Origin of the sequence: Vibrio sp. A11 (assembly GCF_013048705.1) — a bacterium.
Taxonomy (GTDB): Bacteria; Pseudomonadota; Gammaproteobacteria; order Enterobacterales; family Vibrionaceae; genus Vibrio; species Vibrio metschnikovii.
Genome location: NZ_VHSI01000005.1, coordinates 36,903 through 50,375 on the forward strand (window position 1 = coordinate 36,903; position 13,473 = coordinate 50,375).

10 protein-coding genes and 3 pseudogenes are annotated in these 13,473 nt (G+C 40.6%); 6 read left to right on the forward strand and 7 right to left on the reverse strand.

Annotated features, from left to right (window positions below; translation table 11 throughout):
* The first annotated feature begins 230 nt into the window (after positions 1–230).
* Together gcvT and FKQ60_RS06940 are read left to right on the forward strand one after the other, a co-directional pair.
* Positions 231–1,364, forward strand: a complete 1,134-nt coding sequence (gcvT, locus tag FKQ60_RS06935; RefSeq protein ID WP_170906219.1) for a glycine cleavage system aminomethyltransferase GcvT — start codon at positions 231–233, stop codon at positions 1,362–1,364.
* A 377-nt stretch (positions 1,365–1,741) separates the two neighbouring features.
* A complete protein-coding gene (locus FKQ60_RS06940) occupies positions 1,742–2,842 on the forward strand; it encodes a trypsin-like serine protease (RefSeq protein WP_170906221.1) in 1,101 nt (366 codons plus the stop codon).
* A 5-nt stretch (positions 2,843–2,847) separates the two neighbouring features.
* Here the strand turns inward: FKQ60_RS06940 and FKQ60_RS06945 are convergent, their stop codons facing one another.
* Positions 2,848–4,545, reverse strand: coding sequence for an EAL domain-containing protein (locus FKQ60_RS06945; protein ID WP_170906222.1), 1,698 nt, complete (start codon positions 4,543–4,545; stop codon positions 2,848–2,850).
* Positions 4,546–4,811: 266 nt separating this feature from the next.
* Positions 4,812–6,116, reverse strand: a complete 1,305-nt coding sequence (locus FKQ60_RS06950; RefSeq protein WP_158137271.1) for an inosine/guanosine kinase — start codon at positions 6,114–6,116, stop codon at positions 4,812–4,814.
* Positions 6,117–6,646: 530 nt separating this feature from the next.
* Here FKQ60_RS06950 and FKQ60_RS17420 point away from each other — a divergent pair.
* Positions 6,647–7,120: a LysR family transcriptional regulator gene (locus FKQ60_RS17420; protein ID WP_212752398.1), complete on the forward strand. Its 474-nt coding sequence runs from the start codon at positions 6,647–6,649 to the stop codon at positions 7,118–7,120.
* Positions 7,099–7,617, forward strand: coding sequence for a LysR substrate-binding domain-containing protein (locus FKQ60_RS17425; RefSeq protein ID WP_212752399.1), 519 nt, complete (start codon positions 7,099–7,101; stop codon positions 7,615–7,617). Before FKQ60_RS17420 ends, FKQ60_RS17425 begins: the two co-directional genes overlap by 22 nt.
* A 47-nt stretch (positions 7,618–7,664) precedes the next feature.
* On the opposite strand, the pseudogene FKQ60_RS17785 reads toward FKQ60_RS17425, so the two are convergent.
* From FKQ60_RS17785 to FKQ60_RS06970, 3 genes and pseudogenes are all read right to left on the reverse strand, one after another.
* Positions 7,665–8,843, reverse strand: a pseudogene (locus tag FKQ60_RS17785) (M20 family metallopeptidase).
* The gene (locus FKQ60_RS06965) at positions 8,843–9,292 is read right to left on the reverse strand and encodes a hypothetical protein (protein WP_170906224.1); all 450 of its coding nucleotides are present in this window, start codon (positions 9,290–9,292) and stop codon (positions 8,843–8,845) included. Before FKQ60_RS06965 ends, FKQ60_RS17785 begins: the two are co-directional and overlap by 1 nt.
* A complete protein-coding gene (locus FKQ60_RS06970; protein ID WP_170906226.1) occupies positions 9,289–10,110 on the reverse strand; it encodes a DUF3100 domain-containing protein in 822 nt (273 codons plus the stop codon). Before FKQ60_RS06970 ends, FKQ60_RS06965 begins: the two co-directional genes overlap by 4 nt.
* 483 nt (positions 10,111–10,593) lie before the next feature.
* Between FKQ60_RS06970 and FKQ60_RS06975 the strand changes: the two are divergent.
* Positions 10,594–11,226, forward strand: a pseudogene (locus FKQ60_RS06975) (SprT family zinc-dependent metalloprotease); the annotation flags it as partial.
* Positions 11,227–11,327: 101 nt separating this feature from the next.
* Here the strand turns inward: FKQ60_RS06975 and FKQ60_RS06980 are convergent.
* Both FKQ60_RS06980 and FKQ60_RS06985 read right to left on the reverse strand, forming a co-directional pair.
* Positions 11,328–12,089: pseudogene (locus FKQ60_RS06980) on the reverse strand (IS5 family transposase).
* Between the two features lie 112 nt (positions 12,090–12,201).
* The gene (locus FKQ60_RS06985) at positions 12,202–12,675 is read right to left on the reverse strand and encodes a CreA family protein (protein WP_170906228.1); all 474 of its coding nucleotides are present in this window, start codon (positions 12,673–12,675) and stop codon (positions 12,202–12,204) included.
* Between the two features lie 171 nt (positions 12,676–12,846).
* On the opposite strand from FKQ60_RS06985, the gene FKQ60_RS06990 reads away from it, so the two are divergent.
* Complete coding sequence (locus FKQ60_RS06990; RefSeq protein WP_244262437.1) at positions 12,847–13,380, forward strand: hypothetical protein; 534 nt, start codon at positions 12,847–12,849, stop codon at positions 13,378–13,380.
* Positions 13,381–13,473: the final 93 nt, after the last annotated feature.

The window sequence follows — 13,473 nt, forward strand, 5'->3', positions numbered from 1 at the left end:
CGGTTGAAGCCATTTTGTTGCAAAGACGGATAAGTAAATTGTGATCTAAGTGTTAATTCTCGCAGCGTGTCTTGGCTGCAACTTGTTCGGCAATCAAAATAAGCGCATGCTTGTTTTTCTTGTTTATTATTGGAAACTTAAGCCAAACACTTGAGCGTGATGATATGGCTATCAAGAGAACGCTCAATCAACTGGCGGCTTGATCGGCAACTCGCCACATGGAGAAAACAATGACGCAACAACCCCACTCAAATTCGCTACTGACTACTCCTTTGCATGCTGTGCACGTTGAATTAGGCGCAAAAATGGTCCCTTTTGCTGGGTATGATATGCCGGTTCAATACCCGCTCGGTGTTAAAAAAGAGCATTTACATACGCGTCAAGCGGCTGGATTGTTTGATGTTTCACACATGGGACAATTGCGTTTGCATGGTGTTGATGCGGCCGCGGCTTTAGAGCGTTTAGTTCCGGTTGATGTCATCGATTTACCGGTTGGTAAGCAGCGTTATGCGATTTTCACCAATCCACAAGGTGGTATTTTAGATGATTTGATGGTGGCCAACTTAGGCGATCATCTTTTTTTAGTGGTTAATGCAGCCTGTAAAGCACAGGATATAGCCCATTTAACAGCGCATTTACCTGCTGGAGTCCACTTGGAAGTCATTGAAGACAGAGCACTACTTGCTCTGCAAGGTCCAAAGGCGGCTCAGATATTGGCTCAGTGGCAACCTGCGGTAGCAGATATGCGTTTTATGGATATCCAAACTTTAGCGATCAACGGCATTGAATGCATTGTCAGCCGTAGTGGGTATACAGGAGAAGACGGCTTTGAAATCTCCGTACCTGCTGATAAAGCTGTCGCGTTTGCACAAGCATTAGCGGAGCATTCCGATGTCGAGTGGATAGGCCTTGGAGCTCGTGATTCGCTACGTTTAGAGTGTGGCCTGTGTTTGTATGGTCATGATTTGGACGAAACCACCACGCCAGTAGAAGCCAGTCTGCTTTGGGCGATACAACCCGTGCGCCGGATCGGTGGCGAACGGGCTGGCGGGTTTCCCGGTGCTGAAATTATTCTAAAACAGATAGAGAGCAAACAGGTTGATCGTAAGCGAGTGGGATTAGTGGGTCAAACTAAAGCGCCTGTTCGGGAAGGAACAGAGTTGTTCGATTCTGATGGTAATAAAGTGGGTATCGTTACCAGTGGAACCGTCGGGCCGACAGCGGAGCAGCCTATTTCAATGGGATATGTTCGAGCGAATCTCGCGGTGATTGGTCATGAGTTGTTTGCTGAAGTCCGTGGTAAAATGCTGCCGATGACGATTGAGAAGATGCCATTCGTTCCACAACGCTATTATCGAGGATAGCGAATTATTTACTTATCTCTTCTCGGTTAATGTTAAGAATAGAGCAGCACGGCCATGCTGCTTTATTCTTCTTCTTCTTCTTCTTCTTCTTCTTCTTCTTCTTCTTCTCTTCGCTCAAAGGCCTTAATTTTTCAATGACTCACTCGGTAATTGTTTGCAAAATACCACGAGTCTACTGGTTTTCTTTTCTCTTTCCTTCTTACAATTTGAATCGCTAACTCGTTTGGATCAGTTCGCCGATTCTCATCTTATTATTGACCTCTGTTTATCGAGGTTGATGACGCGCTATTCACTTGCTGCATCAAGTTTTTTGGGTTGATTCCGTTATCTAGAACTACACTTTAACTATCTTACTTAGCTAGATATATGAGGTGTCTATGATAAAGAAACCCATTCAGATGGTTATTTTATGCCTCACGCTATTGATGAGTCCCATGGTTTTTGCTGAGCTGACATCACGTATCGTTAATGGTAAACCGACGACGATTACCACTTATCCTTCATTCGTTAGCTTATTTTATGATCGTATTGAGTATGATGGGCTATTCAGTCGGGGTAGCTTTTGTGGCGGGACGCTCCTAGACCAGCGGCATGTTTTAACCGCCGCTCACTGTTTATTTGACGGGCAAGGGCAGCTTAATATTGCCGGGTTATTGTTTACTGTCGCAGGGCAATTTGATAATGAATCAGACTTTCCACGCAGCAGCATTACCACAGTACGTGGCGAAGCGTTTTTCTATCATCCCAATTACGACGATTCCGTTAACTCATTATGGGCGAACGATATCGCGATCATCCGTTTAGAGCGAGGGCTAAATGGGCAAGGGTTTGTGAATCGACCAACGAGCCAAGCTTATCGACTTGGATTTAATGGTCGTGATGATGACGATAATGACGGTATTTTTGAAGCGGTGGGTCACGGTAATACGCGTTCAGGATTTGATGAAGATGACCGATTACTGTTTACCACTATGCAGTATGTATCGAATGCTCGTTGTCAGTTGGATATTACGCCGTTAGCGTTAAATCCACATCATCTCTGTTTTAAAGGGGACGGCATTAATCCTGATAGCCGTCTTGCTAATGGAACTTGTCAAGGGGATTCGGGAGGTCCTATCTACTGGAATAATGCGGGTCATTTGGTGCAAGTGGGCATCACAAGTTTTGGCCCCGCGGAATGTGGCGTAGGTTTTCCACAATCACAGGTTACCTCAGTATTTACGGAGATTTATGGTTATCGTCAATGGATAGATCAAGTATTAAATGGACAGCTGACGGCCAACTATATCGTTACAGAAGAGGTGCGTTTAGCATTTTTAGCGGGGAGTGGTAATTCATCGGTTTCTCCTGCGCCCATTGCTGCAGACTCAGGAAGTATTGCGTCGCCTAACGCTTCGGGAGGTGGTGCTATTGATGGCTTGATCAGCGCTGTACTATTGCTTTTAGGGTACGCACGTTATCAGCAAAAGAGGAAGTGATAGGTTTAATGGAGTAGGGTATAGCGGCTGGCGGTGGCTAAAGAAAGAGGTTTCGAGAACCAGTAACCTTGTAGATAGTTGACGCCCATTTGGCAAAATTTTTGCTGCATTGCGCTGTTTTCTATCCCTTCAATCACAATATCCATGCCTCTTGAGCGGCATAGCTGCACAATAAATCGTAAGTACTCTTCAGAGGCGGCATTCGTCAGTGTCTTCAAAGCCATTGTTCGATCAATTTTGATTTGATTTAGGGGCAAATCAAAGAAGCTATAAATGGAACTTAAGCCAGCGCCAAAATCATCCAGTGACAGTTGAAACCCCATCTTACTGAGTGTATTCAGTTGATTTAAAGCATGTCGGTTGCCGTCCAATATCACGGTTTCGGTCAGCTCGAGCACGATGGATGAAGGGCAGACGCCAGCGGCATCAGCCATCATTTTGATATTGGCTGGAAAATTGCTGTTGAGCAGTTGCAAAACAGATACATTGACGTTCACTCGCGTACTTGAACCATGCTGAACATGATAACGATGAATAAACTGACAAGCTTTTTCAAAGACTTGATAGCCTAACTCGGTGATCAGTCCCTTTTTTTCCGCTACCGGAATAAACTCATCTGGATAGATCTCACCAAACTCTGACGACCGCCAACGAACTAAAGCTTCAAAGCTGGCGACTTTACCGGTTTGCGCATGAATGATGGGTTGAAATTTAACCGACAAAGAGTGATGACATAACGCTTCTTTTAAACCGCGTTCAATAAAAAAGTAGCGATCCACTGTATGCTGAGTTTTCCCTGCGTAAATCTCGATTCTTGAGCGACTTTTTTCTCCCGCGTATTGACAGGTTTGTGCCGCAATATTGAGAATTTGTACCGCGCTGAGTTGATCCGAAAAATGCGGTAAAACACCAATGTTCATTCGGTCACCCAATAGGTGACCTTGCTCTTGAGCAGAGTGAGAGTAACGCTCAAGAATCGATTGACACAATAGAGGTAAATCTTGGTCTGACACGGATTCGCGTAATAAAATAGCAAAATCGTCGGAACGTACGCGATACAGTGTCGAGTGGTGATGAATCAGATTACTTAACGCATTATGCATATGATGAAGAATATGTTGAATGACTTCAGCGCTGTACTGATTTAGGTAGGATTTAATATCTTCAATTTGAATATATATCAGTGTCGCTGGCGATGCAGCACGTTTAGCATCATCAATGTCTCGCAATAACTTTGTGGTATTCGGCATACCAGAAACCACATCATAAAATGCGGCTTGTTGCAGAAAAGACGTCATCTTTTTTTGTTCAGAAATATCTCGATGACTGCCGACCATAAACATTTCACCGTTTTCGACTTTAGTTACCGCAGTGCCCAGTAACCAGATATAGCGACCATCAACGGTTTTTGCGCGATATTCAGTGGTGACTCGACTTTCCTGATTAAGATGACCATCGACGCGTTGTTCTAGTGCCATCCTATCGAGTGGGTGAACCAACGCCATCCAATTTTCTAAACCAATAGTGGCCGAATTAAAGCCAAACTGCTGATAAAAACTCGGATTATAAAAAGTCATGGTTCCATATCGGTCCATATGGAAAATACCTTCACTAAAGATATCGAAGATATGAATCAAACGCTGTTGGTGACGACTGAGAAGTGAATGAGGCGGTTCGATAGTGTTTTCTTCTGTCAACAACATGCCAGTACACCTGATCTTAATATTGTTATCCGTAACCTACTATAACGTGTCGTTTAGTAGCGCTCAATTAACAATGTGTATTATCAGTCAGTTATAAGTCAAATTTGTGATAATTAAGGAAATCTCGATGAGTTTTCTTGAGTTTAAGAAGATGATGCTCGATTCGATAAAATTGACCACAGCTAGGTTGAGCCCGGCTGTGGTCAAAAGTGATGACGTCTCTTCAGTCATTGTTTTATGTCATGCACGAAGGTGGGTTAGAGAGATTAACGATCCCAATACGCTTCTTCTAAACTGTCTTCGCGTTCAGGTAATGAACTCGATAGACGAGGTGAGTGCTGTGTTAAAACTTCATAGCTGACTCGGTTGGCATAACGGCAAACCTGCGAAAGAGATGAATACGTTAGATAAGGTAACGCATGTTTTGCTGAGTTAGGCACATTGTTTTGATGATAGCGGTTCGCTGCCATATCATGCAGCAAAGCGGACAGAGCACCATCACCAGCGCCATTGGTATTTTTGATTTCTAATGGGCCACCTAAATAGGGGCCAATATGCGAATAGACTTTTACTGGCTGTTGACAATCTTCCTTACGCATCGCACGGCTAAATTCATAGCGGTTAAATTCAGGAATGTTACCAGGCAGTAGTGGTAGTTCAGTATCACGTTTTGCTGAATCATCAACATAACCTGCCATGTATAATCCAACAGGGCCAGCAGTGCACAATACTAAATCCACCCAATCTAAGGCTTTATTGGCAGCTAAGAGCGGATCTTTCTCTCCGGTTAAGGCTTCCCCTTCTTCTTCATTCATCGCTAAGACGGTGACATGTTGCTTAAGATATTCTTGCCACCAAGTTTGATTACCTTCGATGACGTATTTTGTCCCCAAGGTCAATACCACGGGTACATGATGAGCCTTGGCTAATCCAATAGCCCGTTGTACCGCTTGTGGCATCGGATCTTCGGCTTTACCACGCATCAGATAAGAAGAGACGACCAATGCAGAAGCTTTAGCAAAGACTTCTTCAGGAATACTCTCGGCGCGCAGCTTATTCATATGCCCTTCGTTAATCGCAAACGTTCGTTCACCATCTTCTGAGATCAAGGTATAGCAACGACCGATTGGACCATCCACCGTTTGTAGATGGTTTAGATTCATGCGTGAAGAGGTTTGACATAAATATCGATAGGCGTAAGAGCTCACTTCGATATTTTTAGACATGACACCCAGTAAGACAGATTTACTATCGGCGAGCACAGAATAGTTGTGCAGCGTATTACCAATGGTATCACCCGGGTATAAATGGGTAATGAGTTTGCGTTCGATCAGTTCTTCGTAAAGAGCGTCGGCTTGACTCTCTTCTAAAACCAGCGAGTGGCCTTTGCTTAATTGATATTTGGCTAAAAAAGCATCATCTACTCTGGCTTCAATATCAACAATCGTTTGCCCAACACCAACCACAGTTGGATGACGAAGCTTAGGCGTTTGTTGTATTTGGTTTACAAGTGGATCACGGGCGTGAATAGGGAAGTAGTGTTTCGATTTGCGTTGTCCGGGAAACTTCATGTCCAGAGTCATTGGTAAGGAAAAGTTTCGCGGATATTATCACAAAAAAATGAAACAATTTATAATATTTACATCAATAGCCAATTTGGTCGGTAACAGGTGGGACTTTACTTACGCGTTGGTGGAGATCGAGTGCTAATTGGCGATATTCTCGACTGGTGAAATAAAGCCTGTTATACCAGCGTGGGTCTTAGATGGGCGAATGGAGTGATTAGTCTTATATAAAATGCAAATAACTTTTCATATATTCAATTATCTTATGTATCAGTTTGTAGTGGTACGGTGAATTAGTTAACTGAGTTATAGTCTTCCTACTTGAAGCAGCAGCGGTGTTGGCTACATTCGTTCACCCAACCACATCGTTTGTCTGTGCTCATCGGGACTCACTCACTTGTCGCCTATCTGCAACTTCAAGTTGTTTGGCTATAGACTCTATATTCTGTGTTTATTTTTGATAGTTTTATATTTTAATAAAGTATTATATGATTGACGGATGTTGACGATGTAAATCTTACTTTATGGGGTGTTGTGTGAATATAAATCAAATGAAAAGTTTTTTTGAAGTGGTAAAGAATGATTTTAATATCACGACCACAGCAGAAAAACTTTATACATCTCAATCAACTGTAAGTAAGCAGTTGAAAATGTTAGAGGATGAATTAAATATTGAACTTTTTATCAGAAAAAATAATAAGTTAATTTCATTGAGTGATGAAGGTAAGAAGATTTATGATATTGTGAATGATATTTTATATCAACTTATTAAAATAAAAAATATTACATCGGATGAAAATGTTGGAAAAGCAACTGAACTTCATATCGCTACTACACACACACAAATACGCTATAATCTACCTGATGTTATTGAGAAGTTTAAAACTAAATATCCTAATACTGCATTGCATTTTCATCAAGGTGCTCCAGCACAAATATCAGAGATGATAAAAATGGTGATGTTGACTTTGCTATCGCAACCGAAGCTATGTATCTTTATGAAGATTTGATAACAATACCTTGCTATTGTTGGACAAGAAGTATTATTGTACCTCATGATCATCCTTTGGCTAAATTAGAAGAAAGCGTTACTATTCATCAACTTGGTAGCTATCCTCTTATAACGTATGTTTTTGGCTTTAATGGTCAATCTAAATTAGATAAAGTTTTTACTGAATATAAAATAAAGCCTAATATTTCATTGACTGCGACTGATACGGATATAATTAAGTATTACGTTAAGAGAGGGATGGGGGTGGGTGTTATTGCAAGTACTGCGTTTTCAGAAGAAGATAAAAGTGGTCTATGTTGTATTAACATAGACCATATTGTTAAGCCTAGTTATACTCACATATGTTTAAATAAAAATAAGCGTTTAACTAACTGTATGTATGAATTTATTTCTCTGTATGCACCTCATGTTAATAAGAACATGATTCAGTTGGCTGAAAAAAATAAAAAAAATAAAATTAATGAACAGGTATACCAATCGTTACCATTATTATAAAAATAAAGGTTTAATGCTTTTTTATCAAGTATTAAACCTTGTAGGTATCAACGAGTGACGATATTGATAAATAGTTGTGCCCCGACTAGCAGACAGTCATCGTCAATGAAATATGGGTTAGAGTGTAAATAATTATTAATTCCTTTAGATTTGTTCCCACTGCCAAGAAAAAATAATGCACCTACACGATTAGGTACAGCATTAATCATGTAGCTAAAATCTTCACTACCTGTCATAGGTTTTCCATTTGCATTAATATTTGCTTTTGGTAAAAACTTTTCCGCTGAAGCTAAAATATTCTCGTAGGCGTGTGGATGGTTTTCTACTGCGGGGTAGCCAGAAAAATCTATTTTAGTCTTAAATCCACCAGCTTCACTACGTGAAACTATTTCTTTAAAGCTTTGTTTTAAAATCCTGTCGGTATTCTCATCCATAGAACGGATAGTACCACGAGCTTGAACATGATCAGCGATGGCATTAGGGATCGTTCCACCATTAATCATTCCACAACCAAATACAGCTGGACAAAATGGATCAGTTTTCTTCGCTACAACATAATCCATGTAATCAATTAAACGAGTTGCTTCTCTAATAGCATCAAGCCCTTTATGCGGAGTAGAACCATGTGCTGAAACACCATGGATCGTTAATGTCCAAGCTGACCCCCATGAAGACATTATGCCATTATTGAAATGAATGCATCCGGTTTCTAGTGCGCCATCATTATGTAAAGCGTAAACTTCATCAACATTATTCATACATCCCAGTTCAACCATCTTATCTGCACCAGGTACACGCATATCTTATTCTGCCATCTGAAAAATAAATCTGACATTACGAGTCATTTTCGGTCTGTTTTCAGATAGATATTTTGCCGTGGTCAAAGCTATTGCCATATGGGTATCATGACCACAATTATGAGAACATCCTTCATGGACAGATGAATGATCGTTATCAGTCATATCTGGCATTTCTAGACCATCCATATCCGCTCGAATTGCTATTAATGGTTTAATTCTGTCTACAATAAGATCAGCAGTAAATCCCGTAAAACCTTCGAATGTATTAATTTTATAACCAAAGCTAGTCATTAATTCTCGACAATATTGTGATGTTTTAAACTCTTGTCCTGACAGTTCAGGTATTTTATGTAAATCTTGTCGTATTTTTTTACTAAATGATTCTAATTTTAAAAGGTTTGTATCAATATAGTATAAGTTTGTCATTAAATTACTCCCTTAATCGTGAATCCAATTTGTGCAACTATTGAGGCTCCAAAGAAGCAACATGTGGAAACAATCATAAAAATTAAGATTACTTTCCAAGACATTTTTTTCAATTCATCAAGTTGACCTCCTACAGATAGCCCTGCAAAGGCTAATAAAGGAACGCAGCAAGATAAAAATGATATTTTACCGATAGAATCAATAAAAAAATGCCTTAGTTGTGTTTCTGGTAAGCAAATAATTATTCCAATAATCGTAGCATAAGCAAAAGCAGGAAGTGATGATGGAAGATAGTGCTTTGCTACCAGTGAAATAAAAACCACTAATGACATGGATATTAAACTATCCCACATTGAGTAAATAGCTATTCCTGATGTTAAAGTTTGTGTAAACATGGCTAATAGAATAGCTAGAAAAACAAACCTCATATCTAAAATTATATTTTTCATAGAGTTTTCCTATTATTGGTTAGCTTGAAAATTTTTTCTGAAAGAGGGAGCCCTAAATAAGTGAGAGAAAGTGCGCCTAAAGCTGATGATAATAAGTTGGAAGCGGCAGCGACACTGAGAACCTGTTGAGCTAATACTTCATCTAAACCGTTAATTAGTGCTCCCGATGCCGCACTAAGCATTGAGCCAGAGCCTACACCAGAACCTGCAGCTAGCGCTAAAGGATGTAAGCCTGTTAATGGTGCAATACTGCCTAATACACTAAACCATAATGTACCAATTACAGAACCACATAGATAAATAGCAAGTACTCCAATATATTCTTGAGAGCCAGTGCCGAATTTATTTTGAATTACTGCAATTGACGGTTCTCTACTAATTGAAGAGCATGCGCCTATTGCTCGTCTACCGAAACCAAATTTAACAGCTAAAGGAACTGCAATTAATATTGGTAAAAGATTTCCTAGCTCTTGTAGTAATAAAGGTAAACCAACACTTAAAATCATTTTAAGGTTTGGTATTATCATCCCTGCGTATTGCGTCCCTAATATTAAAAGACTAAAACCAACCATTTTACCACAAAAACTTTCTTCTTCTTTTGTGAATATTTTACCCCAGATTTTAAAGCGATTACGGGTTGGTAAAGAGGATAATATCATGCCCAATATCACTGCAAATAACATTGGCAAAATTGGTATAGTAGCTATACCAATTTTAATCTCTTGCTTACCAATTATATACTGAGAAATTAATATTAAAAACATAACTAAAAGAATGCTAATAGCAAAAGTCTTTAGCTGTGATTTATTATTTTCCATGCTTTTTCCTTAACAATAAATTTAACCATTCCAATTGTAAGTGATTTATTGCCTTTACAAGTATGACTTATGTCATACTTATGCTATGCCTATTTTTCATGGACTATGAAATAAAGTAATGGGGAATTTGGATAGGAAGCTTAACCTAATGTTAATAGTCGAGTATTTCTTGTGTTAATTTTGTTTATTATTTGTAGGTGTTTTTGTGGGGCAAGTTTACGGTTATCTAGTATAGAGATGTCTTTTAACTCCTCTATTTAGGTGGCCAAATTTACTGTACCACTACAACCAAGAGCAAAAGTAGGACACACCAAAAGTATGATTATCAATACACAAAACAATGCATAATAATTCACGGTTAGCAATTGTCTAGTGATGAGCCTATAGCCTGATCGAGCCGGTAATTTAAAGTGTGTCGATGTTATGTCGATCCCCTTTATCGTTTAAACTCTGCCAGCACCACAACATCTCGCCTTTCCTCACGAAGTGGTGGTTACTGCCCCTGATGATGCCGAACGTAGCGATATCCATGAAGCGGTAATGAAGCGAGCGAAATGGATTTACGATGCGCTTAAGGAGTTTTATGGTCACTTACAATATGTCCAACGCAAAGATTATGTTAGCGGTGAGATGCAGTTTTACCTTGGCCGTCGTTATGTGCTCAAAGTGGTTGAAGACCGAGATGCGATTGCGAATGTTAAAATGGAACGAGGCAAGTTGCTGGTTACGTTGAATCGCTTTAACAAAGAAAAGCAAGCCTTGACCAAAGCGTTAGTTTCGGGATGGTATAATGTGCGTGCTGAGCGTGTTTTTCACCAATGCTTAGCCGCTTTGCTTCCTCAAACCACTTGGGTTAAAGGAATTCCGAGTTTTCGGGTTTTGCCGATGACCAAACAATGGGGAAGCTGCTCGACGAAAGGTAATCTCATGCTGAATCCACATTTGGTCAAAGCACCCAAAGAGTGTATCGACTACGTAATTTTACATGAGCTATGTCATATCGCGGAGCACAACCACAGCGACAGATTCTGGCGTTTGCTAACTAGCGTGATGCCCAACTGGAAAGAAGTAAAAAGCCGCTTAGATGGCATGGCAGAGTTGTATTTGAGTGAGTAAAAAAAGCCAGTGCATCCGCACTGGCAAAATCGATGGGGCGGTGCAAGTTTATTATTTGGATTGATCCTAGGGCCTGTTGATCTTTACTGTACATATTTCGCTCAACAATACATCGGCAGCCACATTATAGTAAACGCCAGCGATACCATACTGGCGTAATTTCTTGCTAACTTATCATATCCCGTTGATATTGCTCGGAAGTACTTAATTCTCGCGAAAGCATTCTCTACCAAATGTCGATACTTAAAGAGACACCAATCCATGCTTTCTTTGTCGATATCTTGTCCATAATTTCGCTTCGGTATAACGGTTTCACCACCTTTAGAGTCAACATAAGCCCTTAAAGCTTCGCTGTCATAGCCTTTATCAGCGATAAATACGTTGACCTGCTTAAGGTTGTCAACAAGGCTCTCGGCTCGAGCAATATCATTTCTCTGGCCTTCTGATAGCTCAAAATAGATTGGTAATCCGCCGCTATCCACAACCAAATGAATTTTCGTTGAGTTACCGCCGCGACTATTTCCAATACACTTATTATCTGGTGTCGCTGTTCCTGTACTATGCTGATGAGCTTTGACTATTGAGCCGTCTGCAAACACCCAGTCATAATCGGAAAGTTTTGATAACTCTTTGAATAATATATCTAACAGGCATTTCTTCGACTACAGGTTAAAGCGACGATAAACCGTGTTCCAGTCCCCAAACTCTTTTGGAAGATCACGCCATTGAACTCCTGTTCGCATGCAGTAAAGAATCCCTTCAAAGGTCATTCTATGTTCAGATTTATTATAAATGCGGCCAGTGTTTTGCATTACTTGAAGTAGCTTTTGCCACCGCTTATCAGTTAGCATTAGTCTCGGCATGGTATGGAGTTACAGTTTATTTTTGGCGAAACAAATTATAACGCCTTACCATGCTGCTCAAAAAGCCATCACGCCCTAGTAGCCAAAGCTAAGAGCGCTAGCTTTGTTTTACTTAGTTTGCAACCGAAGTGGGCTCCACATACGCCGCGGTTCCCCACAATGGCACAGTGGAAAGACTGTGCTTAAAGCTACCTGAAGTCTCTTTGGTCGAGTAAGACACATACATTAAGGTTTGCGTTTGCGGATCATAAATACGTCGGATTTTCATGCTTTTAAAGAAAATGCTCTTCGATTTTTTAAACACGACCTCACCAGATTTGGATTTGTCGATGTTAGCGATCATCTGTGCAGTAATTTCTCCGGTTTGGCGGCACGAAATTGATGAGTCAGAAGGATCGGCTAGGCTCAAATCTGCTTCAATACTGGCAATATGGCAGGTGACCCCCGTAACGATGGGATCCGTTAAATGATGGAGTTTAATGTCTTTCATGGTAAACAAGCCTAAGCTGACATCACCGACGGCAGAGCGATCACAGCCGGATAGTAATAAAGAACTTACGGCTAGGATGGTTAATTTTTTGAGCATATCTGGGATCCTCGACAAAACAGAGCATGATAATAACAGTAAGCAAAACAAAAGCGTGTAGATAACTGTGCTATGATAGGAAAAATATTGAGAACCTATCCTAACTTTGCCTCTTCACCCTGCGATGGGTAAGTGCTTTGGGCAAAATTGCTCGCCAAAGAAGAAACGACTATGACACATTTATCTTCATCTAACGACATGCAAGCGCTGATTGATGCGAAGAATCAATGGCTGTATGACCAGGTTGATGTCCAGTTCCCGACGCCAGAAAGTCTGCAAGGCCTTACGGTTTATCAGACATTAAATCAAGCCTTACCCAGTGAAGCGTTTACGGCGCAGCATCACGTTGCCGAGAGTCATTTAGCGGCCATTTATTTGGTGGACTTTCATCGTTTAACCATTATGTTTGCGTTATTACAAGCGACGCGTTGTGAGCAAGCGGCCCAACAAGCTTTATTAGTCGAGTTTTTCACGCAGATCATTTATTCGCCGCCTTGTCGCTTATATTTGGGATTTGCTGACGCTCAACCGATGGCTGCTGCCATTGTGACCAGTGATGGCTCGTCACTGCTTATCTCTGATGTGGTGATGCAAAACAACCCGATCTTTACCTCTAGTGATGAGTTTGTTTCTGCTGTCGTGGCTAAATATCAGCAAGAAAACCTAGTCTCCGGTTCTATCTATATTGAGCATTCCCAGCCATAACACTTTTCGGCGTCGTTGAGTTATTGCATTCACCTTGCTTCTATAGAAGAGAATCGTGATGTTGCCTGAAGATACGGGATTATTGTCGGTCTT